Origin of the sequence: Flammeovirga sp. SubArs3 (genome assembly GCF_947387565.1) — a bacterium.
GTDB classification, from domain to species: Bacteria; Bacteroidota; Bacteroidia; order Cytophagales; family Flammeovirgaceae; genus Flammeovirga; species Flammeovirga agarivorans.
This window is the reverse complement of the sequence record NZ_CANDOA010000005.1, coordinates 586,761-612,977: the sequence shown is the minus strand read 5'-3', so window position 1 is coordinate 612,977 and position 26,217 is coordinate 586,761. Positions and strand designations below refer to the sequence as shown.

Annotated in this window: 17 protein-coding genes; 12 read left to right on the top strand and 5 right to left on the bottom strand. The window is 35.4% G+C overall.

Going from position 1 to position 26,217, the window contains the following annotated elements:
- The first annotated feature begins 190 nt into the window (after positions 1 to 190).
- The 8 genes from QL232_RS16865 to QL232_RS16830 all read left to right on the top strand — a co-directional run bounded on the left by QL232_RS16865 (position 191) and on the right by QL232_RS16830 (position 14,740).
- Positions 191 to 1,900: a polysaccharide lyase family 7 protein gene (locus QL232_RS16865; RefSeq protein WP_281615027.1), complete on the top strand. Its 1,710-nt coding sequence runs from the start codon at positions 191 to 193 to the stop codon at positions 1,898 to 1,900.
- 301 nt (positions 1,901 to 2,201) lie between these two features.
- Positions 2,202 to 3,758: a LuxR C-terminal-related transcriptional regulator gene (locus QL232_RS16860; protein ID WP_281615026.1), complete on the top strand. Its 1,557-nt coding sequence runs from the start codon at positions 2,202 to 2,204 to the stop codon at positions 3,756 to 3,758.
- A gap of 218 nt (positions 3,759 to 3,976) precedes the next feature.
- On the top strand, positions 3,977 to 5,995 hold the full coding sequence (locus QL232_RS16855) for a trehalase family glycosidase (RefSeq protein WP_281615025.1): 2,019 nt from the start codon (positions 3,977 to 3,979) through the stop codon (positions 5,993 to 5,995).
- A gap of 43 nt (positions 5,996 to 6,038) precedes the next feature.
- On the top strand, positions 6,039 to 9,164 hold the full coding sequence (locus tag QL232_RS16850; protein ID WP_281615024.1) for a glycoside hydrolase family 2 TIM barrel-domain containing protein: 3,126 nt from the start codon (positions 6,039 to 6,041) through the stop codon (positions 9,162 to 9,164).
- Position 9,165: 1 nt separating this feature from the next.
- A complete protein-coding gene (locus QL232_RS16845; protein WP_168885041.1) occupies positions 9,166 to 9,432 on the top strand; it encodes a LysO family transporter in 267 nt (88 codons plus the stop codon).
- The gene (locus tag QL232_RS16840; RefSeq protein ID WP_168885042.1) at positions 9,429 to 10,022 is read left to right on the top strand and encodes a lysine exporter LysO family protein; all 594 of its coding nucleotides are present in this window, start codon (positions 9,429 to 9,431) and stop codon (positions 10,020 to 10,022) included. The genes QL232_RS16845 and QL232_RS16840 overlap by 4 nt, the downstream gene beginning before the upstream one ends.
- Positions 10,023 to 10,184: 162 nt before the next feature.
- Complete coding sequence (locus QL232_RS16835) at positions 10,185 to 13,277, top strand: TonB-dependent receptor (RefSeq protein ID WP_281615023.1); 3,093 nt, start codon at positions 10,185 to 10,187, stop codon at positions 13,275 to 13,277.
- A 20-nt stretch (positions 13,278 to 13,297) separates the two neighbouring features.
- Positions 13,298 to 14,740 carry a RagB/SusD family nutrient uptake outer membrane protein gene (locus QL232_RS16830; RefSeq protein ID WP_281615022.1) on the top strand — a complete coding sequence of 481 codons (1,443 nt, stop codon included), beginning with the start codon at positions 13,298 to 13,300 and terminating at the stop codon, positions 14,738 to 14,740.
- A gap of 61 nt (positions 14,741 to 14,801) precedes the next feature.
- Here the strand turns inward: QL232_RS16830 and QL232_RS16825 are convergent, their stop codons facing one another.
- Positions 14,802 to 15,815, bottom strand: a complete 1,014-nt coding sequence (locus QL232_RS16825) for an aldo/keto reductase (protein WP_281615021.1) — start codon at positions 15,813 to 15,815, stop codon at positions 14,802 to 14,804.
- A 149-nt stretch (positions 15,816 to 15,964) separates the two neighbouring features.
- Entirely contained in the window at positions 15,965 to 16,324 is a 360-nt protein-coding gene (locus tag QL232_RS16820) for a helix-turn-helix domain-containing protein (RefSeq protein WP_168885046.1), read from the bottom strand.
- Positions 16,325 to 16,434: 110 nt separating this feature from the next.
- On the opposite strand from QL232_RS16820, the gene QL232_RS16815 reads away from it, so the two are divergent.
- Complete coding sequence (locus QL232_RS16815; protein WP_281615020.1) at positions 16,435 to 17,031, top strand: NAD(P)H-dependent oxidoreductase; 597 nt, start codon at positions 16,435 to 16,437, stop codon at positions 17,029 to 17,031.
- A 9-nt stretch (positions 17,032 to 17,040) separates the two neighbouring features.
- Positions 17,041 to 17,688 carry a peroxiredoxin-like family protein gene (locus QL232_RS16810; RefSeq protein ID WP_281615019.1) on the top strand — a complete coding sequence of 216 codons (648 nt, stop codon included), beginning with the start codon at positions 17,041 to 17,043 and terminating at the stop codon, positions 17,686 to 17,688.
- 64 nt (positions 17,689 to 17,752) lie between these two features.
- Here the strand turns inward: QL232_RS16810 and QL232_RS16805 are convergent, their stop codons facing one another.
- Both QL232_RS16805 and QL232_RS16800 read right to left on the bottom strand, forming a co-directional pair.
- The gene (locus tag QL232_RS16805) at positions 17,753 to 18,193 is read right to left on the bottom strand and encodes a DUF4174 domain-containing protein (protein WP_281615018.1); all 441 of its coding nucleotides are present in this window, start codon (positions 18,191 to 18,193) and stop codon (positions 17,753 to 17,755) included.
- A gap of 143 nt (positions 18,194 to 18,336) precedes the next feature.
- Positions 18,337 to 19,881: an SDR family oxidoreductase gene (locus QL232_RS16800; protein ID WP_281615017.1), complete on the bottom strand. Its 1,545-nt coding sequence runs from the start codon at positions 19,879 to 19,881 to the stop codon at positions 18,337 to 18,339.
- 235 nt (positions 19,882 to 20,116) lie between these two features.
- On the opposite strand from QL232_RS16800, the gene QL232_RS16795 reads away from it, so the two are divergent.
- Positions 20,117 to 20,659, top strand: coding sequence for an N-acetyltransferase (locus tag QL232_RS16795; protein WP_281615016.1), 543 nt, complete (start codon positions 20,117 to 20,119; stop codon positions 20,657 to 20,659).
- 123 nt (positions 20,660 to 20,782) lie between these two features.
- Positions 20,783 to 21,037, top strand: coding sequence for a hypothetical protein (locus QL232_RS16790; RefSeq protein ID WP_168885052.1), 255 nt, complete (start codon positions 20,783 to 20,785; stop codon positions 21,035 to 21,037).
- A 41-nt stretch (positions 21,038 to 21,078) separates the two neighbouring features.
- Here QL232_RS16790 and QL232_RS16785 read toward each other — a convergent pair whose 3' ends face one another.
- Complete coding sequence (locus tag QL232_RS16785) at positions 21,079 to 26,169, bottom strand: caspase family protein (RefSeq protein ID WP_281615015.1); 5,091 nt, start codon at positions 26,167 to 26,169, stop codon at positions 21,079 to 21,081.
- Between the last annotated feature and the right edge of the window lie 48 nt (positions 26,170 to 26,217).

The window sequence follows — 26,217 nt, the reverse complement described above, 5'->3', positions numbered from 1 at the left end:
CCTTATCCTTTAAAAATATATGTCTAACATTAAATTTTTTATTATCGACAATTAACAACTACAACAATTTATAGGATCCTAACTAACAATTAGCAAGTGTGCAATGTTTCAAGGCTTCGTAGGAAGCAAACCACTTTAATTTACAATCAACACAAACGCTTCTTTTTTAGCACACATTAAATAATTAATCATGAACAACCAGTTGATTTTAATTGGAAAGAAGTTTTCGAACGTAATAATGGGAACAATGCTTTTTGCAGGTGCAATGAGCTGTACAAACAACCAACAAGAAGTGAGTATTGAGGAAGATGCTGCTCAAAGCAGTAATGCTAGAACTGTGGTTGGTTTAACTAACAGTAGCTTCGAAAGTAGCTGGAGTGGATGGAATGATGTCGATCCTTCTGCAGTTTCTGGAGATGCAAATACAGGATCTAAAGCGGCAAAAATCACCGGAGCAGGTGGTGAGTTTTCTCAAGATGTAGCTATTTCATCAAACACTGACTATGAACTTTCTGTGTATGTAAAAGGTAGCTGGAGAATTTCGGCTACAGTAAATGGAACAAGAAAATCAAGAAGCGGTAATACTTCTGATTGGAAATTGGAAACAGTATCTTTTAATTCAGGTTCAGGATCTACTGTAACGATTAAAGGAGAATACAACAGCGGAGAAGGAAGATATGATGATTTTGAATTAGCTACTGCTGACAATGGTGGTACAACTCCTCCTCCATCTAATGAAGGACCACTTTCAGTTTCTGGCGTGGCTTCATCATCGGATGACGGAAACGTTGCATCGAATACTATTGATGGAAACATTGGTACTCGTTGGTCTGCAAATGGTAATGGACAATGGGTTCGTTATGATTTTGGATCAGTAAAAAATGTTTCTTCAGTAAAAATTGCATGGTTTAAGGGTGATCAAAGATCAAGTACTTTTGAAATCTTAGCTGGAGATGCTACAAACGATTTATCGGTTGTGTATTCTGGAGTTGCTTCAGGTAGCACAGTAGAATTAGAAGATGTAAATGTATCTACATTCTCTGGTCGTTATGTACAAATCGTTGGCTATGGTAATACTTCAAACTCATGGAATAGTATTACAGAGGTTGAATTTGCAGGGACTGATGGTGATGGGAACGGCGTTGATCCTACAGATCCAGTAGACCCAGTTGATCCAACTCCTGGTGGATACCCATATGATGTACTTGGATTACAAAATTGGAAGTTAAATGCATTCTCTGGATCATTAAACAACCCTACTTTTGTTGATCAGATTCCAAACTTAGACACTTACGAAAACGATAATTGGTTCTATACAGATGGTTCGAAAGTATTCTTTAAATGTTATGCAGGTTATCCTACATCTTCTGGATCAGGAAATCCTAGAACGGAATTAAGAGAATTAACTGCTAATGGATCTTCAAATATTTATTGGGACGGTGGTAGCGGAACTAACCGTATGGAATGGAAAGTTACTGTTAACCAATTACCAAGTTCAGGAAAGCTTTGCTTCGGACAAATTCACGGGCCTTCTAACTCTTATGACGATGTAATCCGTGTTCAGTTTGAAGGGGACCCGAACCAATCTTCAGGATCAGCGAGAATGAAGATCATGGGATGGGTAACAGAAGAGAACGGTGATAAGTCAGGCGACTTTATTGATGGTAATTGGGCCCTTGACCAAGAGATGCACCTGGAATTGATTTTTGAGAATAGCAATGTTGTTCTTTATTCAATTTCATCAAGTGGATCAAGAACAGAGATTTACAGATTTAATGGTTGTAATAGTGATTCTAACTACTTTAAGGCAGGAAATTATATGCAATCGATGAAAGGTAAGTCATTGGATACTAGCGATTATGGCTTGGTATCTATCAGTTACTTAAAAGTTAAGCATTAACGGAAAACGGACGAATATATATCTAATTTCACTTTAATGTGTGTGCGATTTTAGTTCTCAAATGGACAACGCATAAACCATTCATGTTAGGAGTAATGCTAGAGTAAAAAACAGAAATTTGAGTGTTTAATAGATGTGTTTTTATTGGTAGCTCTAGTAGAACGAATAATGTGATCAATTTCAAAACTAAATATTTAGAGACATGGCATTGCTGTGTCTCTATTTTTTTGCAAGTGTTGTATTAACGGTTATTGTGTGTTATTAAAGAATTTCATATTTATATTTGGGCAAATTACTAAATATGAAACAGCAGACTTTAAATATCCTATTATTAGTTTTACTTTCATTTCAGCTAACATACGCCAACAGTATTAATGATGCGATAAGAAAAGCAACGCAAAAACAAGAGTCTTCTCCAGACAGCTGTATCGATTTGTCTCAGAAAATTCTAACGCAATTAACAGACGAACAGGTAAAAGAGAAAGCTCAAGTTTATTGGAACTTAGCACAAGGTTATTTATATAAACATCAGTACCATACCGCACTATTTTATGGACTAAAGGGAGAGGAGTTATTGAAAAACGATAATGAATCATTCATTTACCAAGACATCATGGCTACGTTAGGTTGGGTATATTATGATATTGGCAATCCAGCTCAAGCTATCCCATATCATAGAAAAGCATTGGAGGCTGCCCAACGAAGGAATGATTTTGAAAGTGAAATCCGTTATACCAATGCCTTAGGACTTGATGCATCAGCCGCAAAGCTTTTTGACAAAGGGTTAAATTACTTTATGAAGGCCAAATTCTTAATTGAACAATCTGGAAAGCCACACCTTCGATTACAATCCATGTTAGATAATAATATTGGAATGATTTATATCGAGTATGAAAATTGGGATAAGGCAGAAGCAAGCTTAAGAAACTCTATTAAAAATAGTACTGGTAAGGCGACTTCCTTGTTGGAATCCTACGCCTTATTAGCACAAGTGACGCTCAATAAAAAGCAACTGGAAGAAACTAAAAAGCTCTTGGATCTTTGTGAAGAACTATCCCATAAAACCACTTATAGTTTTAGTCTTTTGGAATACTACAAGGTAAGAATTGACTATGAAGAATTAATCGGTTATTACAAAGAAGCCTACCTATTTCAAAAGAAATATTTGACTTTGCATAATAAGGTAGACAATGAGGGAGTGCAAGAAGTGATGAATTACCTTCTTAATGTCCAAGAGCAGAAATTAGCCCAAGATCAATTATTGATAGAACAGGCGAAAACTATCGAAGGGAAAAGATATCAATTGGCAGTAGTAGGCGTATTATTAATGATATTAATAGTAGGTATATTCTATTATGTATTCCGTTCTAGAGCAGAAAGAGAAGTTTTAAAGCAAGAGCTTTTGCAAAAAGAATTAGCTGCTAAACAAAAGGAAAAGGAAGAATTGAACAATGAGTTAGCTTTTAAGAATGAAAAGCTAGAAACATTGGCACTGAACCTCAACCAAAGAAATGAGTTGATTGATGCCTTATCCGAGCAAATCAAAGAAAACTCTTCAAAAGAAGTTCGAGAGGGATGGAATAATTTTATGAATGTCATCCAACAATCTCATAAGACTCATGAGATATCAGATAAAGTAGTACAGAGTTTTAGATATAGATTGCAAGAGAAGTTTCCTAGTCTAACCGAAAAAGATCAGCAATTAGTCATGGATATTAGAAATAATCTATCATCAAAAGAGATAGCAGACAAATATCATGTTGCTGTAAAATCTGTTGAAATGAGCAGGTATAGATTGCGTAAAAAACTGAATATCGAAAAAGGGACCCATTTAAAGGATTTTATTATGGAAATCTGATAAATTATTGTAGAGGTTGACCTCTACATTCGAACTCTACGATGAAAAAAATGAGTTGTATAGTTTTTATTTAAGTATCAATAAATCAGGTGAATAATAATTAAAATAATAGTCTTTTAATCGTTGTATAGATTGAGTATAGGTTGAAAAATTTTAAATGTAAAAACAACACCCTTACTTTGCCCATGTGAACAAACAACAAGAGTTTATTTTACATTATGATCAAAAAATTACACATATTATTCTTCTTATCATTAGGTGGTATTCTTCTAGGGTGCCATACTAATAAAGATATTTCTAAGAGGAATAAAACACGATTCAGCTATCCTAATGTTCTTAATTTAAAAGGGAATATTATTAACCCCAATCAGGAAGGAGTTTCTTCTTTTTCTGATCTTGGTACTTGGCATTCATTTAGTTTAGTAGATGAAAAAACATCTACAAAAAAAGGAGCTTTTGTAGGACCTTTCTTAATGAGACAACAAGAAAGTATCTGGTTGAGCCCATCTTTAGTAGGACTTACGATCAAAGATGTACAGGCAGATCAATTGTTGGACCTTTCTAAAGCAAGCTTAAAAGAAAATACATTTTACCCAGGAGTATTAAAGCAGTCGTTTGCTATCGACAAGTTGGATATTGTATTGTACTTATTCAATATCAATCAACGTTCATCGATGATTACAGCAGAAATTACCAACAACGGAAAAGCAAAAGAATTTCAATTGGGTTTCTCAGGGTCAGTATTTAATAACTTCTCTGAGGGTTTAAGAAAAACAGCACATGGTTTAGAAATAGACGTTGTCAATGATGAGAAAGTAAACTTAGTATTCCAGGAGAAAAACATTCACCTTGGAGATAGTGATTATGTATACCTAGAAAATGCAAAACTACTTCCTGCAAAGGGCGAAACATCTATCTCAATGGCAATGAGTTATACTTTTTCGACTCAAGAAGAACAAGAGTTTAACAAGAAAAATATAGCAGGGTTAAAACAAGCAAAGCAATTATTATCAGACAATGAACACCGTTGGAATGGATATATCAATACACTAAATCAAGGTGATACGGATAGAATTTTAGCGATCGAAAAATATGATAGATTGGCAGTTAAATCTTTGCTTACCCTAATGCATAATTGGAGATCTGAAGCAGGCGATATCAAACATCAAGGTATTGTTCCTTCGTATGCGGCAACGTATTTCCAAGGACTTTGGGCGTGGGACTCATGGAAACATGCAGTAGCAATTGCACCTTTTGAGGGAGAGTTGGCAAAGGATCAGATCAGAGCGATGTATGACTACCAAAACCAAGAGGGGATGATTGCAGATTGTTTCTTTAGAGATCTTCAAATTGAAGGTGTGAACTGGAGAAATACAAAAGCACCTTTATCGGGATGGTCAATTTATAAAGTTTTTGAAGCAACAAAAGATAAGGACTTTTTAGTTGAGATGTATCCGAAACTAAAGAAATATCATGAGTGGTGGTACATAAATAGAGACCATGACAACAATGGCCTATGTGAGTACGGATCAACAGACGGAACTAGAATTGCTGCAGCATGGGAAAGTGGTATGGATAATGCCGTTAGGTTCGATAAAGCAACTATAATGGAAAATACTAAAGGTGCATTTTCTATCAATCAAGAATCTGTAGATTTAAATGCGTATCTGTACCAAGAAAAGCTTTTCTTAAGTCTGATTGCTGATCGAATCAATAAACAAGAGGATGCTGAAAAGTATAACCAAGAAGCATTGAAGTTAAAGAAGATGATACAGGAAATCATGTATTCTGAAGAGGATGGCTTCTTTTATGATGTTACTTTAGGCAATCAGAATGTAGTAGCGATACAAGGTCCAGAAGGTTGGTCGCCATTATACAATGAAATTGCTACAAAAGAACAGGCAGCGAGTGTAATGAAAGTGATGCTGGATGATACAAAGTTCAACACACCTATGCCTTTCCCGACATTAAGTGCTGCCAACGAACAGTTTAATCCAGAAAAAGGGTATTGGAGAGGCCCTGTGTGGTTGGATCAAGCCTACTTCGGAATAATGGGATTATATAACTACGGTTATAAAAACGAAGCAAAAGAAATGGCTGAGAAACTAGTCAATAGTGCAGAAGGGTTAGTGAATTCAGATAAGCCTATCAGAGAGAATTACCACCCGATGACAAAACAAGGATTAAATGCAGAACATTTCAGTTGGAGTGCAGCCCATATTCTGATGATGTTTTAGTAAGCAAATAGAGATTATATAAGATATTAAGACCAACTCCTCAATGAAATATATAGCAATTATATTCCTGGCACTGTACACCCAATTTTGTCTTGGGCAACAGTTGGAAGACTGGGAGGATCCGAACATTTTTGCCATCAATATGATGGAACCACATGCCATTTTTTATGTTTTTGATAACAAAGAAGAGGCATTGAAAAAAGATTGGAATCATTCAAGCAACTATAAGTCTTTGAATGGCACTTGGAAGTTCAATTGGTCGGTCGCCCCGACAAAACGTCCAAAAGATTTTTACAAAGTAGATTACAATGTGAGTAATTGGAATGAGATCAAAGTGCCAGCAAACATTGAGTTACAAGGGTATTCAGCTCCAATCTACACAGATGTACCTTATGCTTTCGAACCAAACCCTCCGTTTGTTCCTGTAGATCATAACCCAGTTGGGTCGTACAAGAGAAAATTTACAATACCTTCAGACTGGAATGGTGAGCAAATTATTATCCATTTTGGTGCAGTGAATTCTGCTATGTATTTATGGGTAAACGGAGAGAAAGTAGGCTATGGTGAAGGATCAAAAACTCCAATGGAATTTGACATCACAAGCTACTTAAAAGAAGGTGATAATGATCTAGCCGTTGAATTGTACCGTTTTTCGGATGGTTCTTACTTAGAAGATCAAGACATGTGGAAAATGAGTGGCATCGAAAGAGATGTGTATTTATATACGCGTACAAAAAACCATATCCGCGACTTTTTCATTCATCCTTCTTTAACCAATAACTATACGGATGGAACACTTAGCGTTGACTTTGATATCGTAAAGGAGGGTAAAGAAAAGCTGACTATTGAGGTAGAGTTATTGGATGAAGGTAAAGTGGTAGCTTCTGCAAAAGGTATCAGTAAACTGGACAAACAATTGACGGTGAACTTCAAAAATCCAATCAGAAATGTAAGAAAATGGACGGCTGAAACACCGAATTTATACGATATCAGAATCACTTTATACAATGCGAAAAAAGAGGTTCTAGAATCAACTGTAAGAACAATTGGTTTCAGAACTTCTGAAATTAAGAACAAGCAATTGTTGGTAAACGGTGCTCCTGTAACAATCAGAGGCGTCAACAGACATGAGCATTCTGCAGAAAATGGCAACATTATCTCAGAAAAGGAAATGATCAGAGACATCCAATTGATGCAACAATTCAACATCAATGCGGTAAGAGCTTCTCATTATCCAAACATGGCAAAATGGTACGAGCTATGTGACCGTTACGGAATGTATATCGTTGATGAAGCCAATATTGAATCGCATGGTATGGGTTACGGAGAGGAGTCTCTAGCAAAAGATACGACTTGGTTGGCGACGCACTTGAACAGAACGCAAAGAATGGTGGAAAGAACTAAAAACCATCCTTCTATTATTGTGTGGTCTTTAGGAAATGAAGCTGGTGATGGTATCAACTTTGAGAAGACTTCAGCTTGGATTAAGAGCAGAGATCTTTCTAGACCCGTACAATACGAGCAAGCAAAATCTAGACCTCATACGGATATTACAGTACCAATGTATGCGACAATCGATTGGATGAGAGAGTACATTGAAGGAGATTATGAGAAACCATATATCCTATGTGAGTATGCTCATGCAATGGGTAATTCGGTAGGAAACTTACAGGGATATTGGGACTTAATTTACTCGGAACCAAGTTTACAAGGTGGATTTATCTGGGATTGGGCAGACCAAACTTTCACTCAGGTAGATAGAGACGGAAAGCCTTTCTACGCATACGGTGGTGATATGGGATTTGTAGGTATTCATAACGATTCATCGTTCTGTGCGAATGGTTTGGTGACTAGTGATAGAAAATTAAATCCTCATATCTGGGAAGTGAAAAAGGTATACCAACCTTTCAAAATTCTAAGTGCAGATGCAGCCAAAGGCAATTTTAAACTTTGGAACCGTTTCAACTTTATTAATACAGAAGATTATGTGATGTCTTACCAAATCAAATATTATGATGAGGTAGTGGCAGAACAAGATATCGAGATGCCGATCGTGGCCGCTCAGGATACAGTAGATTTCAACATCACTTACCCAGCATTAGAGAACAAGTTTGGTGGTGAATATGTGATTACAATTTCTATCAGAAGTAAAAATTCTTCGGCATTGGTAGAGGCAAATCATGAAATCGCTTGGGATCAATATGTGATCAAGTCTTTTGAAAAGCCAATGGCTTCGACAAAGAAAATTGATTTCAAAGTAACTGACGGAGAAGCAGAAATAGTGGTAGAGAACACTTCAGTAAAGATTGTATTCAACAAAGAAACAGGGACAATTCAAGAATGGGTAGCAAACAAGGTTGCATTGATGAATGAAGGACCTCAGCCGAACTTCTGGAGAGCACCTACTGAAAACGATTTGGCTTGGGAGATGCCTAAGAAATTAGACATGTGGAGAAACGTTACGATCACAAACACAACGGTAACCAACGAAGTTCTTGAAGACCAAGTGAAAGTGACTGTAAAAGAAGAATTGTCACTTGAAGGATCATCAGTAACAACAACATATTCAATATATAATGATGATATCCATGTACAAGTGGACTATCATTTAAATGAAGAATTAGCCGACTTACCAAGATTGGGTATGCAGTTTAAAATGGACAAGACTTTCGATACTATGAAATGGTACGGTAGAGGTCCTTTGGAAAGCTACATTGATAGAAAATCGGGTATGAAGCTAGGGGTTTACGAGGGTAAAGTTTGGGATCAATATTACCCATATGTAAGACCACAAGAAACAGGACTAAAAGAAGATACGCAATGGGTCACTTTTAGAAATGAAAAAGGAAACGGTCTATTGATTGTAGCCGACAATGAAATGTCTGTCAATGCTCAACAATTTGATTTCTCTTCATTAGAGCACAGAGGTCAAAGAGAAATGGCACATGGTACAGACTTAGCACCTACGGATGAAATCTCGATTTGTATAGATCACAAACACATGGGATTAGGTGGTGATACAAGTTGGGGTTGGAGAGCACAGGCACATCCTGAATTCAGAGTAAAATCTCAAGATTACTCGTTTGGATTTAGAATGACACCAATCCAAAACGGACAAGATGTTTACAAAAAAGTGAGCTATTCTTCGGAAGCTTCAAACAGTAAATAACATGGAAACACTTTTGTTTTTAGGTGGAGGGGTACTCGTTGGGTACCTCTTCAGAAAAAGAGCTTCTCTACAGGAAAAAGTAGAGAAAGGAATTTCAGTAATGATATGGGTATTGCTTTTCTTTTTGGGTATCTCTATTGGAGCAAATCAAGAAGTAATTGAGAGTATTCACATCATTGGTTGGAAGGCATTTATCCTAACGATCGGCGGAATTGCAGGAAGCATTGCCTGTTCATATTTAGTGTATCTGAAATTTTTTAAATCATGAAAGGAACACTCATTACACTAGCTTTTTTTGTCGGAGGATGCATATTGTCCTTATTGGGTATCACACCAGATTTTTTTATCGAAAACGATCTTAGTACCTACGCCCTCTATATTTTGATGGCATTGGTAGGCGTAAGTTTAGGGTTGGATGAATCATCAATTGATATCCTTAAAAAAGCAAACTTAGGATTGGTATTGGTACCAGTATCGATAGGTTTCGGAAGTATCATCGGAGCAGGTTTGGCTTACACTTTAATTGCTGAATCGTTTAGAGAAGGAATGGCAGTAGGAGCAGGCTTTGGGTACTACAGTTTGTCGAGTATTTATATCTCCAACACTTATGATACCACCTTGGGAGTAATTGCTTTATTGTCGAATATTTCTAGAGAATTATTGACATTACTAATTACACCAATTTTAGTGAAACGTTTTGGTAAAATGTCGCCAATTGCTAGTGCAGGAGCGACGTCAATGGATACCACTTTACCAGTTATCACTCAATTTTCAGGAAAAGAATATGCATTGGTATCATTATTTAGTGGGATCGTCCTTACCATTATGGTACCCATATTATTACCAATAATATTATAAAACTAAACTGTTCATAATTAAATGAAGAGCATCAAAATCAGGTGATTGTTGGGGTAAACACATACACATACTATTTGAAATGAAACTTACACCTCGCTAAACTTTTTGATCCTCACCAAACAAACAACAATTCAATATTTGTCACACATTAACAAAAAAGAAATGAAATTAAACTTTACACACCTCTCCAATAAGTCATTGCGCTTATTGATGGTTATTGGGTTGTTTATGTGCTCATTGAGTTCATATGCACAAAATAGAATCATCAAAGGTCATGTTACTGATGAAACAGGGAGTGGCACACCAGGCGTTAACATTGTTATTACGGGAACAACAATAGGTACTGTAACAGACATTAGTGGTAATTTTGCTTTGGAAGTGGCCAATGGAAACACCATTGAATTCCGATACATTGGTTATGTTACTCAGGCACTAGAAGTTGTAGCTTCAAGAGATGAATACAATGTTCAGTTACAAGTGGATGCTCAAGAATTGGAGGAAATTGTAGTCGTTGGTTACGGTGTCCAAAAGAAGAGTGATTTATCCAGTGCGGTTTCTACAGTAAAAGCCGATGAAGCAAACAAGATTGCAGCAGCCTCTTCTGCTTCTATGTTACAAGGTAGAACTTCTGGTGTATCCGTCATCAATGGCGGAGCTCCAGGTACTACACCATATATCAAAATTAGAGGGATGTCCTCTTTTGGTGATGTGCAACCTTTATTTGTGATTGACGGAATTCCTGGCGGTGATATTTCTATGATTAACCCCGATGATATTGCATCTTTTGAAATTCTTAAAGATGGAGCTGCTGCAGCAATCTACGGTTCGTTAGCAGCAAACGGGGTAGTATTAGTTACTACAAAATCAGGAAAGAAAAACCAGAAGATGAAGATCGATTTCAATATGTATTCTGGTATCCAAAAAGCAACCAATCAGTTACCAATGGCTAACTCTGAAGAATGGTATTCTATTATGAACCAATCTTACAATAATTCTATTGCAGATGGATCATTAGCGGAGTCAGCAAAGCCTGCTTATTTACAGGCAGGTTCTGGATTTGATTTAAATAACTACGCGAACACCGATTGGCAAAATGAGACTTTACAAACAGGTATTATCCAAAATTATTCATTAGGAATGTCTGGTGGTGGAGAGTCATCAAATTATAACTTCTCGATGAACTACTTTAATCAAGATGGGGTAGTGATCAATACAGGCACCGAAAGATATAACTTCAGATATAAATCGACTTTTGAAAAAGGTAATTTGAAGATTTCACCAAATATTATTTATACGCATACGGTAACGGATAACAACACAATGAGTATGTCAAATATGCAAAAGGCATTACCATTGGTTGCTGTAAATGATCCATCAAAAGAGTCTGGTTACGGTTATATTAATGAGTATGATATTCGTAGTGGAGCTAATCCTGTAGGCCAATCGGAAATCATCAATTCACAAGACACAAAAGATCAGTTGCAAGCGAATTTGGGATTAAACTATCAGTTTAGCGATCATTTCTTTGCAATGGGTAATTTAGGTTACACTAAGAATTTCTTCCAAAATAGATATTATGCTCCTGCATATGTTCTTGCTTCAGATACGCAAAGACAAGACCCTTACTTAAGCGAATACCGTTCAAACTGGAGTGATTTAAACTATGACTTCACATTGAACTATATGAATACTTTTGGTAAGCACAGTATATCAGCCATGGCCGGTATTGTTGGATACAAGTACGACTATCAAAATATTGATATGAATGTAACAGGAGGAGCGATGTTCCCTGACTTTGGTGGATTAAATCCATCTTTTGGAGGTATGGCTTCTGGTGATTTCATTGGTGCAGGTGGATTCCAAACAGTTACTCGTTTCAGTTACATGACAAGGTTAAACTATAGCTATGATGATCGTTATTTAGTACAAGCGACAGTAAGAACAGATGGTTCGTCTAAGTTTGGAGACAACAACCGTTGGGGTACTTTCCCATCCGTTTCAGCGGCTTGGAAAATCCATAACGAAGAGTTCTTCGGTGGTATGACAGACATCTTCTCTGAACTAAAACTTAGAGGTTCATATGGTATCTTAGGTAGAGAAACTACATTGGATGCTTACTCTCGTCAGGCTTTAGTAGAGAATGGCTTCTGGTATGTTTGGGGTGGTCAGCCTGTAGGTGGTATCGGTTCTTTTGAAATGGCCAATCCAGACTTAGCTTGGGAACAATCAAAAACGATGAATATTGGTTTAGACTTTGGTTTATTAGAGGATAAGATCTACGGTACATTCAACTACTATGAAAATAACTCGGAATCATTATTAATGGAAGAACCAAACACACCTCCTTCTTCTGGTGTTGAACCTCCAATTGTCAATCTAGGCACAATTTCTAACAGAGGTATTGAGATTGAGTTAGGGTACAGAGGAGCAGTTGGTGATTTTAAATATGATGTAAAGGGTAACATCACAACGATCAAAAATGAAGTAGTATCGTTAGGTGGTTCAGATGCAATGCTTCCGGGTAATGATATTGCCTACACAGGTGCACAGACGTTTTCTGCAGTAGGCGCATCCGCTTCTCAATTCTATATGTATAAAACAAATGGAATCTTCCAAACTCAAGAGCAAATTGATAACTATGTTGGACCTGAGGGTACTCCAATTCAACCTAATGCTCAACCAGGTGATGTTATCTATGTAGACGTTAACGGAGACGGCATGATCGATTCACAAGATATCACAGATGTTGGATCGCCATTACCTACTTTAGAATATGGCTTAAATCTAGGATTCTCTTATAAAGGTTGGGACATGTCGATGTTCTTCCAAGGGGTATCTGGAAATAAGATTCTTAACGTCAATAGATATGAAATGGAAGCGGCCAACAATGGCTTTAACGTATCTTCTGACCTAATGAACGCTTGGACACCAACAAACACAAATACAGATATTCCAAGAAACGTTCAGGTAGACAATAATAATAACTATATGATGTCAGATAGATTCTTAGAAGACGGTTCTTACTTCCGTTTAAAGAACATCCAAATTGGGTACTCTTTACCAAAATCTACTTTAGCTAAAATGAAGGTGGAGAAATTAAGAATCTATGTAAATGCGGATAACTTGTTTACGATCACAGATTATTCAGGGTATGATCCAGAAATCGTTCCTACTGATGCACTAACACAAGGTGTAGACTACGGAAACTATCCAATGTATCAGACCTTTACAGCGGGTGTACAAGTTACTTTCTAATCACTAAATACGAACAGACAATGAAAAAATTATCAATATATATATTCGCTTTTGTAGCACTATTTTCATTAGGTGCCTGCGATAATTACTTAGATCAAGAATCACCGGATCAACCTACAACGGATCAGGTATGGCAAAGCTATGAGGCAGCGGAAAAATACTTGGCTTCAGCTTACTCATACATTTCAGCCAATGGCTGGAGATACCATGAGTACTATTACCTACCACAAAACTTTAGAGCGGACGACCTATTTCCTGAAAATGGAACAACAGCATGGTCTTACTTAGCTAGAATTGTAGGCTTTAATAATACAGCTTCGGACGGTGTACCTTCTGAGTTGTGGACGAATTGGTACAAAGGGGTGAAGTTAGCGAATGATGTTATCGCCAATGTTCCAGAAATGGAAATGCTTTCCGAAGACGAAAAGAACGAATTAGTTGCTGAAGCAAAATACCTAAGAGGCTTCTACTTCTTGAATTTACAGATGAATTTCCATGCGATCATTATGCCTGTAACTGTAGCAGAAAGTTCTGAAGATCTTCAGTTAGGGACATCTACAAAGCAACAGGTATTTGATCAAGTAGTAGAGGACCTTGCTTTTGCTGCTCAACACTTACCTTCAGATTGGGATGCAGACCAATGGGGAAGAGCTACAAAACATGCTGCAAATGCATTTTTAGGTAAGGCACACCTTTATATGGGTGATTACCAAAATGCAGTGGAAGCTTTCAATAAAATTTCAGGGCATGACCTAGTGGATGGTGATCAATATAGAGGAATGTTTGATGGGACATTGGAGCAAAATATTGAGGTATTATTCTCTAGAGGCTATACTGAGGAGCAAATGGATGCATTAGGATTGTATCATCAAATTGGTGTAGCAATGGCTCCTGGCGATCTTCAAGGGGGCTGGAATATGGCAAGTGTATCAAATTATTTTATGAATCAGTTAGAGGCTGGTGATGTAAGAAAAGCGGCATCTGTATTAGAGCATGGTGAAGAATTTGATGGGCAAACTATTGAATTTTTAAACCCTGAATTTAAGATGAGCATTAAATATGTGGAGTCTCTAGAATCGATTTCTATTAACCGTTCTGTAGTTGATATTATTCTAATGCGTTATGCTGATGTTCTTTTAATGCAGGCCGAAGCAAATTACGAATTAGGTAATGAAGGAGTAGCTTTAAACTTAGTCAATAGAATTAGAAATAGAGCTGGATTAGCAAATTCAAATGCATCAGGTACTGATTTGAGAGATGAAATCAGAAAGCAAAGAATGATTGAGCTCATTGGTGAAAATTCGAGATATTATGATCTGGTACGTTGGGGAATCGTTAAAGAGCAATTAGAAATGGCTCAACAACCTTATGCACAAAACCATGAGGAAAAACATAATTTCTTTCCAATCCCTTTAGAGGAAGTACAAAGAAATCCAAATGTTGAACCAACCCCTGGTTTCTAATATTCTCAATAGAATAAATAAAAACTCCCTGATCTCTACTTATGGAAATCAGGGAGTTTTTTTATTTCAAGATAGCTTCAATCTTTTCCAATTCTTCGTCCGAAAATTGAAGTTGTGATAGACTTCCAATATTTTCTTCCAACTGATGTGGTGAACTGGCACCTACAAGAACGGTCGTCACAGACGGATTATTGAGTAACCAGGCAATAGCCATTTGTGATAGCTTTTGACCCCTTTCCAATGTGATTTGGTGTAATGCTTTAATTTGATCCAGTTTATCTTCTACTGCTTCTAAGTTGAGATATGTATTGTTTTTCTTCGCTCTTGAATCATCTGGAATACCATTGACATACTTGTTTGTTAGCATGCCTTGAGCCAAAGGAGAAAAGACAATCGACCCCACATTTAATTCACTTAATTTTGGCATTAAGGCAGATTCAACTTCTCTTTCAAACATAGAATATTTTGATTGATGAATTAATAGAGGAGTACCCATCTCTCGCAACATGTTTGCTGCCTTTTCTGTGTCTTCTGGACTATAGCGAGATAAACCTATATATAGTGCCTTTCCTTGTTTTACAATTTGTGATAAAGCACTCATCGTTTCTTCTAAAGGGGTTTCTGGATCTGGTCTATGATGATAAAATACATCTACATACTCCAATCCCATCCTTTTTAAGCTTTGATCCAAACTAGCTATCAGGTACTTCTTAGATCCCCAATTGCCATAAGGGCCAGGCCACATATCATACCCTGCTTTTGTGGCAATAAATAGTTCATCTCTATAACTTTTGAAATCTATATTGAGAATCCTACCAAAGTTTTCTTCAGCAGATCCATAAGGAGGCCCATAGTTATTGGCTAGGTCTAAATGTGTGATACCTAGATCGAATGCTTTTCTAAGAATGTTTCTTGCATTACCAAAGTGGTCATTATAACCGAAGTTGTGCCACAAGCCTAAAGAGATCTTTGGCAATAAAATACCACTGTTTCCACAACGTTGATACTCCATTTTCTCGTATCGGTTTTCATTGGGAAAGTATGGAGCAACAGGGGCTTTATCAGATATGTTCATTTCAGGGACTTTGTAATTTATTTCTAATTAGTATTAAGTATTCTAATTTCACTATTAGTTTTTTAATTAAAAAGAGATAACTAATAGATTATCTAATCTCTATGATCTAGAGTGGTGTCGTTTGTTTAATACAAAGTAGATCTACAGTGCTATAATGTTACAATTCTACATTGTTCAAAATTCTCCTCTTCAAACGTATCGAAAGTCCAATCACTTAAAGCTTTTAATACAGGTAACAAACCTTTCCCTTTTTCAGATAGCGAATATTCTACTCTAGGTGGTACCTCAGGGTATTTAGTTCTAATGATTAACCCGTCTTCCTCCAGCTCTTTTAATTGTTCAGTCAATACCTTTTTAGATATAGTAGGGGTAAACATCAAAAGTTTACCAAATCGCATACTTCCATTTGCTAATAAATAAAGAATTATTGGTTTCCACTTCCCTCCAATAACGTTCATTGCATAGACTAATGAACACATATTTGGATTGTCAATCACTTTTCTTCCCATAGGTTACATTTTGGTTACCACTTTTTTTTTAGAATTCAACTTCTATAGTTTCAAATATAAACTATTGATGGTTTCTTTGTGAAACTAATGTACAAAACAATTTTAAAGACATGAAGAAAATATTAATAATTAACGGACATCAGTACTACGAATTCTCTGAGGGAAAGTTGAATGCATCTTTTATTGAAAAGGCAAAAACGATTTTAAACGAAGAAAACTTCGAAATAAAAGAAACAGCTGCATCAGAAAAATATGATGTAAAAGAGGAGGTTGAGAAATTTATCTGGGCGGATATTGTCTTTGTACAAACCCCTTTAAATTGGATGAGTGTATCATGGAGTTTTAAGAAATACTTGGATGATGTTCTTACACTAGGAATGATGGGTAGTATGTCGAAAGGTGATGGTAGAACTTCGGAGAACCCTAAGAAAAATTATGGCCTTGGTGGGTTATTGAAAGGTAAATATATGTTTTCTGTCACAGCAAATGCTCCAAAAGAAGCCTTTAATAACCCTGATGAGAAATTCTTTAATGGAATCTCAGAGGATGATTTATTACTTCCTATGCATTTGAATTTTAAATGGTTTGGACTAGAACCCCTTGCCACTTTCTTTTCTTATGATGTGATGAAAAACCCTGAAGTTGAAAATGATTTTATACGTTTCGAAAATCATATTAAAGAAGAATTAATCAATAAATCAAAGTAAAAGAGTATTATGGAACTTCAAAAAAGCTTAGACCGTTTAAAAGCGAAAATAGAAGGAGGCATGCCAGAAGAGTATGTCAAAATTATGCACCAAGCGACAAAGGGCCTTGAAGATTCAGGCATTGGTGAAGGAATTTTAAAAGTAGGAGAAAAAGCTCCAATATTTTCTTTACCTAATCAAGAAGGCGAGCTTGTTTCAAGCGAAGAATTATTAAAGAATGGACCACTAGTATTAACCTTTTATAGAGGAGTGTGGTGTCCTTATTGTAACACAGACTTGGCCTACCTTAATAAATTTTCTAAGGAAATCTCTGAACTGAAAGGAACAATTGTTAGCATCTCTCCTCAGATTGCTGATAACAATAAATTAATAGTAGAAAGACAACATTTAAACTATGATCTACTAAGCGATAAGGGGAATGAGGTGGCAGAACAGTTTGGGCTAAGATGGGAATTACAAGAACCATTAAAGTCTTTGTATAATGATCAATTCAATATAAATCTACCTACTTATAATGGTGAAGACTCTTGGTCATTACCGGTACCTGCTCGATTTATTGTCAACCAAGATGGAATTATCGTTTATGCTGAATTTTCAGTGGATTATACTAAAAGACCTAACTCGGATGTACTAATCGATGAGTTGAAAAAGATATAGTTCAATAAACTTTACGGCTTAAGAAAATGGTTCATTTTTCAAGTAGGAATCATTTTCTTAAGTTTTATTCTGCTCCTCTTATTTCCGCCATTCTCATGGGCATGCTATCTATTTTTCGGCAAAGGTCCTCGTAAGTGAATAGATCATTTTGCATTAATTTTACTCCGTTATCCAAACCTATTAAGACTACTTCAAAGTCGGATTTAGAAGTTAGCTTTAGTTGTGGATTTGAGAGCGTTTTCCATTCTGATAAATGGCAATCTGAAGTATAATCTGTGGTCCTATATTTACCTCCAACTATTTCAAAAAGTACGATTTTCCTTTCTGCTAATCCATCTTCATTTCCTTGAAATTCTTTCAACTGTTTTTGAAACTGGTGATTAGTTGAACTGATTGATTTTACAATAATTATTCTATTATCCCATCGATACTTTTTAAGATCTTGAGCACTTAGTATTAATGAAGTTAGCATAATCAATAGGGTAGTGGTAACGATTTTAATCATGATATTAAAGCAGGTTTCTATTCTTAATAATCACAAGAATAAGATAATGTTTTAAATGGGAGGATAAATCAAGATTTCACTAAAATAAAAAAGCACCACCGATGATATTACATCGATGGTGCTTTTTGTATTACAATATGATTCTACCAATCAATTGGGAAATAATCTTTTAAGAATTTTCCAGACCAATGTTTTCCAGAATTGATACCGTCGATCAGTGGATCAAGTACTCTGGCAGCACCATCCACAATATCTAATGGCGGTTGGAAATCATGTACTTCTTCTTTTTTCTTAGAGATATGAGCAGGATCTTCATCTGTTACCCATCCCGTATCAACCGCATTCATGTAAATACCTTCTTTGGCTAAAGTAGCAGCTGAAGTATGCGTTAACATGTTCAATGCAGCTTTTGCCATATTGGTATGTGGATGACGGTCTTCTTTATGGAAACGGTGGAATTTACCCTCCATTGCAGATACGTTAATAATATGTTTTTTACCCGTATTATCAGCTTGCATTAACTTAGATAAACGGTTACATAATACAAATGGTGCAATAGAGTTAACCAATTGAACTTCTACCATTTCTGGTGTTTCAATTTCTCCGATTCTTAACCTCCAGCTATTGGTTTTTCTAAGGTCTACCTGTTGTAAATCAACATCTAATTTACCTTCAGGGAAGACTTCTTTTGTTTGAATGGAGTTATCAAAACTATATGGAATCTGTGAAAGTTTTGCGGAAGCTCGGATACCGATACCTGCTTCTGTAGTACTCCATTTTACAGGTAAGCGTCTATTTTTTGCACTAGAGCTATCTTCAGATAAATCTTGTAGCTGTTCTAAACAATATTGATGTTCAGATAACAAGTGTTGTGTCTCTGGAGCTAATAATGCGAAAGGCTTTTCCTCATCGTCCATCATATGAGCATAGAAACCAGAAGGTCTTCTTACTGTTTGTGCAGCGTTATTGATAAGAATATCCAAACGACCGTACTTTTGCTCTATATAATTACAGAATATTTCTACACTTGGGATATGTCTTAAGTCAAGTCCATGAATTTTTAAGCGGTCTTTCCAAACATGGTAATCCTCTTCTTTCGAGAACCTTTTTGCAGAATCCACAGGGAAACGAGTTGTAGCGACAACAGTTGCTCCTGAACGAAGTAGAATGAGTGTGATATGATAACCAATCTTTAATCTCGAACCTGTTACTACGGCAATTTGCCCTGTGAGGTCAGCCTCTTGGAAGCGTTTTGCATAGTTAAAGTCTCCACACTCAGGACACATCTGATCATAAAAATGATGCAATTGAGTGTATTCCTTTTTACATACATAACAGTTTCTCGGAGATTCCAATTGTGGCATATCAACAGGAATGTTATGTTCTTCAAGAATTTTTGGAGCAATGAAAATATGATTTTCTCTAGCACTTCTAATCCCTGTGAATTTACGAGCATGACGGTCTTTTTCTTGTTGTTTTCTTTTGGCCGCCTTCTTTTTATCCTTACGTCTACTTTCAAATTCATCACGGTTGGGTCTTGTAAGTTTCCCTGCCGCCTTCATTAAAGCAATACGTTTCTCCTCAGGTATTTCGAATAATATATTGGTATTCTCAAGTATATCTTCCAAGATAGAAGTACACTTTTCAATATCAGCTTCGTTAATATTTTTTTTCTCTTCTTCCTGCATTTTTCTTTCCTTCAATAAAAATATGTCACCAAAGGTAGGAAATAACTTATATATATTTTGATTGAAGTAATATCCGATGAAAAATCTCCGAATAAATCACATCTGTTATAGATTTAACCCACAAGAAAGAACGTTGTATTAAGGTTTATTGTTGAGATAAAGTGACCTCATACGTATTGATTTTGATGACATCATTGTTATCTTTATTTCATTATAAAACACCAATTATTAATCCATGGAATATTTAGAATTAACCTCATACGAAGCTGAAATCAAAAATCTTGAAACACTATTTCAGCAAACTTTTGGAGATGCTGAAGGAGCAGCAGAAGGTAAAAATATTGGGCAATTGGTCCATGGATTGTTAACGACCACTCCTAAAGACGAAATCCGAGTTTTTGTAGCTAAAGATGATCAAGAATTTATAGGTAGTATTTTACTTACAAAGTTTGGTAACGAGCAAAATATTAATGCCTATTTATTGTCTCCTGTTGCTGTTAGTACAAAACATCAAGGAAAGAAAATAGGTCAGCAATTGATCAATTTTGCATTTTCACTGTTAAAGGTTGATGGAGTAGAAACAGTGGTTTCTTATGGTGATCCTAACTTTTATTCGAGAGTAGGTTTCCAGCAAATTACAGAAGAGGTAATTACTTCCCCTCATCATCTAAGTTTTCCTATTGGTTGGATAGCTGCCCCTTTACAATCGGATCAGATTACACCCATGGTAGGAAAAAATACTTGTGCTCCAGCTTTAGATGATCCTAAATTTTGGTAAATATCATCTAAGCAAGCCTTCGTTTTGTTTTTAGAGGAAAAGAATGTCTAGTGGTATGCAGTATTTGTGATTGAATGGGTATTTTATTAAAATGATATAAAGAACCTAAAAACCAATTATACAATGCAGGAACCTACTAAAGAACAAGAAGAAGTGGCTATCAAAAAAATCATTTCCATGATCAATGCTAATGGAGGACCTAATATCGGCCATTACCTGAGTCATTATTTGGAACTGGATTATCATTATAAAACATCCGAAGGAAAAGGACAGCTGTCTAGAGTAGGTGTCTATGAATATACCTTCGAGAGTAAAGTACCTGATGAAGAAAATATTCAGTTGATTCGCGAAAAGTTTGAATTCACTGATGAGGACTAAACAAAAATCCCGAATAGATTATTTCTATTCGGGATTTTTGTTTACTGCATTGGAGTCGACCACAACATAAAGTTCTCTTCATGATTAATTCGCCTTGCATTGGGCTGCTGACTTCCATCTGATTGCTCTTTTACCTCTTTTGATACATAATTTAAAAGTTCCTCCACAGTTACTTTATTGTCTTTATCATCGTCTGCTACTGTTTTAGAAATAGCCTGTCTAAGGTAATAAGTAAATAGACCGTTGTTATATTCTTCACCTTCCGATGCATATTCATTTCCGCCTGCACTTGAAATAATTGTTGCTCCTGTATCTCTTCTTAAATCTGTGAAAATATTCTGCATAAATTCAAAAGAAGAAGTAGTGGGTAGAGGGAGTTTGGGAACAAGCCCTCTGGCATAAGAAGAGACAATTTTCACTTCATTATTTTCAGCAAGAGGTGAGGTAGGAGATGTATCCAATTCACCAGAATGACAAGCATCGATAATCACTAGCTTTTTCCTTGCAGGAATACCGTCCAGAATATCAATAAAATCCTCATATTTCAGTCCCAACTTCTGAGGTTGTCTAAAGTTAATATCATGTGTGGTTAAATAGTATTCATAATTCAGATCCAACATACCATGTCCAGCATAATAAAGGAGAATTTTATCATCGACCTGAGTACCCTGCAATTGTTCCTTGATAGCAAGTATTTTTTCTTTCGTCACTTCCTCGTTGGTCAACAAGATAGGAGTAATATGATGCCCTTTTTCTTTTAAATCACTGACGATATCTCTAGCATCTTTATCTGCGTATTGTAAGTTCATGGTGCTGTCTTTGTAGTGTGAAATACCAATACTAACAACATAAAAAGTACTCGAAGTTTGTGATTCACAATCGATAAAAAACTCATCTTTTAAGGATGTATTTTGATTATCTGAACGTACTGCAACTTCTACCTTATTTTTCCCATCATTTAATGTAAGAGTTATTTCTTTGCTGATATTGGAAGAAGGGGCTGTTAATTGAAGACCTTTTTTTCCATAGATTGCGACGTTATTTACCCAAACATCTACTGTTGTAATGTTCGACTGGTCGATTGTTTTTGCCTCTATTGTGAAAGAGAATGGTTTGCTGTCAACACTAACAGGGATTTTATCTTTATGAATAGCAACCGTAGGCAGGGCATCGATTTTTGGAAATTGATCACTCAGCTTTAGTTTTTCTAAGCGTTTCTGAAAAGCAAGCTGTGCCTGATGAATATAATTCTTATCAGTACCTTCAATGCCTTCTAAAACCAAGTCAGGTCGATTAAACCATACATCAAATTGATCATACGGATAAACATTTAGCCCTTTTTTAAATAGAACATTATCTACGGCACCTTTGTCCGACATATAATACCCTTCATTATTAATAATACTCAAACCGTCATTTCCCGAAGATTGAAGTTGATAATTTAAAACATGGTCTTTTAAAGAATATACGCTAATTTTTTCATCAGAACTTAAAATATAGAGTTCATCCTCAGACAATTCTAAATTCTCAATATTACTATCGATGGTAAAAAGTACTTCCTGTTGTTTATCATGAATAGCATAGCTGATAACTTCATTTTTAGTGCTAATGATAAACAATGTATTTGTAGGTATATGGTATTTAAAGAGTTTATTCTTAATCTTTTTAAAATTCTTCAGTACAAATTGTTTGTTCTTAAAATCATAGATATTAATACCATTATTTGTCTGGTATATTTGATATCCTTTATCGACCAGCAGTTGGTAGTTTTTAAAGTATTTCTGTAAGTCCTTCTTATTAAATTCCTGATATTCAGACAAAGGGTAATCAATAGCATTTAGTTTAGTGCGTTTTCCACTTTTCACATCATACTTTACAAGCTTAGTTTCGATTTTATTTGCCTTTTGATCCTTGGTTAATTCCATTAAAAAAAAGGTATTTTGATCCGATTGATCATCTAAATTGGTGATTACTTCAGTACTAAAAATCTCATAGTTTTTCTTTAATGCGATATCATACCCAGCGAAGTATCTTTTTTCATTTAAGTTATAGGTGTAGATAATATGATTACCTCTTAATAAAAATTTCCCTAATTGAATTTTTTCTACAGGAAGTCTAAATAGCTTTTCAGAATGACCCGTTGATAAATTTTCGATATAGACATAGGGTTTTGATGTTAAATCTGAATGTCCTAGATAAATCATTTGGTTTTCATCCTCAGATAGATCTACATTGAAAGGATAGTTGGAAGCCTTGTCGATCTTAATGTTTTTAAGCTGTTTATTATCAATGTAAAATAATCCTTGCTTGTGATTATAAACAATGTGATTATTGTATTTTCTGAAATTATAAATATCGTTTTTAAAACGTTCAAGAGAGGATAATTCATTCTTCGTTTTATTATCAAACAGCTTGATATTTCCAAAAGTATCGCCGCCAACTACAATGTCGTATTTACTGTTATATCCTAAGGCAGACAACTCTCCTATGAATTTTTTATTGTGATAGAATTTAGTGATATCGTCATTAACAATATTTACTTGATGAATTCCATTATCATATCCATACGTAATCGTTCCTTCAACAATTTCGGCCAAGAAATTATCTTTTATAATTTTCAATTCCTGCTTGTTTTCATAATCGTAGACTAAAGTACAGGTACGTCCATCAACCTTTCCTACAAACATTACAAGGTGTTTCTCCTCATCTAGGTTGACCAGATTCATTGTAGAAAATGAGACTTCTGAATTCCGCTCATAATTAAAAACTGTAACTGGGTTTTTGGTGAAGTAATCTTTAAATACAGCCACTTCTTTATTTGTATATACAGCCATTAATGCTCCTGATTTGGAAAATTGTATATCAAAAATTCTATTTCCTTTCACTGGGATACTGAATGTCGTGAGTACCTTGCCTGAGTTGCCATGGATAACATAAGGGTCGCTCCATCCATGCATGTTGATACCAAAAATATAGGGAGTATTTGGTACTTTTTTGATCTTATGAATACTTAAATTTCCTACATGATTGAAGTCGATTTCTCTAATTTTCTTCCCAGAGGCAATATCGTAAGTGACTAGGTTTTTCCCATTAGTGATAATTACATCTCTTGAGTTTTTATCTAGAAAAGCATCATTAATTAGATCTTCCTTCCCTTGAATCTGTGTAATGATTTTTCTGGTTTTCATGTCCAATATGTACACAATATTCTTTGATAGAGCTAGTATTAGATTCTGATCTTTACTAAACAAAATCTTCTTTATTCCTGACGAAATTGTGGATTGAAGGTAAACTTCAGGTTTATGACTATCAAGTTGTTCTACGAGTTGGGTATTTCCATCGTATGTGAAACCGATGCTATCTACACTCATCGGAACATTAAGACTATCGATAAGTTGTGCATATTGAATATTCTTATCCTGATGGTATGATTTGATTAAGCTCTTTGTGTTGAGGTCCCATAGAAGTGCCGTAGGGTCAAAAAATGAATTCGTCAACAAGAAATCATGGCCATTGAAGTGTTGAGTACTTAAATCTGTAATATAACCTGTATGTACTTTTGTTACTTGCTCATCTGTAATTTCTCCAATGGATAGCGGGCAACGGATTAATCTACCTCTTGAGCCTAACAGTAATTCTTGGCTATCTTCTATAAATGCAATTGATGAAACAGCTTCTCCAAATAGATTTTTATGAGTAGAAAGTAATTCAAGGTTATCATTAAATTTATATACAGACCCATTCGACGTACCTATAATTATACCGTCCTTATACGAAAGGATAGACGTTGGAAAAGACTCAATTTCTAGTTCTTTGTCTAGGATAACTTTTCCTTGGTTATCGTATACTCTTACAGTTTTTAAATCTGGGAAAATACAGTAAATATGAGGTTTTGTCTGATGGTAAATAGCAGATAAAGGACGCATATTTCCGGGTATTGACCAAGAGTATTTTTTAGATAAATCATTAAAGTCCCAGACATTAACCTCCCCATTTTTATGGAAGGTTACAAAATTTTTCTCGTTAGTAACAGCCAAAGGGAGTAAATAATCTGACCAAGTAAACTCATGTTTGATGTTTTTATTTCCATCATTACCAATAAGGTATAGATTGTATAGTAAACTTACCTTATCTAATTTATTTGTATTGAAAGAAGTATATAAACTTTCTATATTTTCCTCGTATAGCACACTTCCAAAAAGGTCTAATACAGTGATTTTACTCCCATCAGTTCTGGCAAATAGATTACCAAATTGTTTGAACTTAATATTCTCATAAGGTAAGTCCCAATACCCCGAGATCAGGTATTGTTTCCAAGTTTCAGATACTCCAATAATACCATTGGTCGTTTGTACAAGGTACATCGAACCGATCATTTCAAATAGAGGGTAATTGCTAGTATTATAAGGGTAAAGTTCTCCAAAACCTATCTTGAGGTGTGGAATTTTATCTAGATATATATGATTTATTTCTTCACCGTTAAAGCTGATATGTTTAATCGATGTATTTTCATTTGATGTGAATTGATTGGGTGAAAGTAGTAAGTGAATTCCCGTTTCATTAATCTGACAACCTTTTATATATTCTTTCGAAGTGAAGACGTCCACCAATTGATCTCCTATTAATTCGAAAACATTTACAGCATCCACAATAAATGTCCTTTTTCCATCCTTACTAAACTTAATTTTAGCTAAAGACACATTTGTAGTCTGACTTTGATAATCATTAATTTCTTTTGTTTTAAGGTTGACGAAACGGATTCCAGGATAGGCTACGATAGCTAAGGTGTTCTCATTGGATAGAGCGATATCATTACCATGACCGATAAATATTGAATCTTCTAATGCATAATTCTTTTTATTCCAGAATCTGATTTGGTCATTGACTGTGATGATATGATCCGATGTTTCGAAAATCCTTTTCACATAAAATTGGTGAGGCAGAAAAGCGATTTCTTTACCATTAATCATTGAAACTCCTCGTACATCAGAATGTACATTATCACTGATCCAGATCAGATGATTACTTTTTGAAATCAGTAGATCATTGACCATCCCTTTATATTGTTGGGCATGGATACTAGAAGAGATAAGAAGAAGCGAAATAATAAAAAGTCGGAAGTAGATCATCATATAATCGTCGGGTACATGAAAAAGAGATAGGTATATATAACGAACTTA

Excerpts from the sequence above, each read along its gene's own strand:
- QL232_RS16855 (WP_281615025.1), top strand. The coding sequence starts at position 3,977 with ATGATCAAAAAATTACACATATTATTCTTCTTATCATTAGGTGGTATT.
- QL232_RS16795 (WP_281615016.1), top strand. The coding sequence starts at position 20,117 with ATGGAATATTTAGAATTAACCTCATACGAAGCTGAAATCAAAAATCTT.
- QL232_RS16825 (WP_281615021.1), bottom strand. The coding sequence starts at position 15,815 with ATGAACATATCTGATAAAGCCCCTGTTGCTCCATACTTTCCCAATGAA.
- QL232_RS16815 (WP_281615020.1), top strand. The coding sequence starts at position 16,435 with ATGAAGAAAATATTAATAATTAACGGACATCAGTACTACGAATTCTCT.
- QL232_RS16800 (WP_281615017.1), bottom strand. The coding sequence starts at position 19,881 with ATGCAGGAAGAAGAGAAAAAAAATATTAACGAAGCTGATATTGAAAAG.
- QL232_RS16785 (WP_281615015.1), bottom strand. The coding sequence starts at position 26,169 with ATGATGATCTACTTCCGACTTTTTATTATTTCGCTTCTTCTTATCTCT.
- QL232_RS16820 (WP_168885046.1), bottom strand. The coding sequence starts at position 16,324 with ATGGGAAGAAAAGTGATTGACAATCCAAATATGTGTTCATTAGTCTAT.
- QL232_RS16810 (WP_281615019.1), top strand. The coding sequence starts at position 17,041 with ATGGAACTTCAAAAAAGCTTAGACCGTTTAAAAGCGAAAATAGAAGGA.
- QL232_RS16840 (WP_168885042.1), top strand. The coding sequence starts at position 9,429 with ATGAAAGGAACACTCATTACACTAGCTTTTTTTGTCGGAGGATGCATA.
- QL232_RS16805 (WP_281615018.1), bottom strand. The coding sequence starts at position 18,193 with ATGATTAAAATCGTTACCACTACCCTATTGATTATGCTAACTTCATTA.
- QL232_RS16790 (WP_168885052.1), top strand. The coding sequence starts at position 20,783 with ATGCAGGAACCTACTAAAGAACAAGAAGAAGTGGCTATCAAAAAAATC.
- QL232_RS16865 (WP_281615027.1), top strand. The coding sequence starts at position 191 with ATGAACAACCAGTTGATTTTAATTGGAAAGAAGTTTTCGAACGTAATA.
- QL232_RS16850 (WP_281615024.1), top strand. The coding sequence starts at position 6,039 with ATGAAATATATAGCAATTATATTCCTGGCACTGTACACCCAATTTTGT.
- QL232_RS16845 (WP_168885041.1), top strand. The coding sequence starts at position 9,166 with ATGGAAACACTTTTGTTTTTAGGTGGAGGGGTACTCGTTGGGTACCTC.
- QL232_RS16830 (WP_281615022.1), top strand. The coding sequence starts at position 13,298 with ATGAAAAAATTATCAATATATATATTCGCTTTTGTAGCACTATTTTCA.
- QL232_RS16835 (WP_281615023.1), top strand. The coding sequence starts at position 10,185 with ATGAAATTAAACTTTACACACCTCTCCAATAAGTCATTGCGCTTATTG.
- QL232_RS16860 (WP_281615026.1), top strand. The coding sequence starts at position 2,202 with ATGAAACAGCAGACTTTAAATATCCTATTATTAGTTTTACTTTCATTT.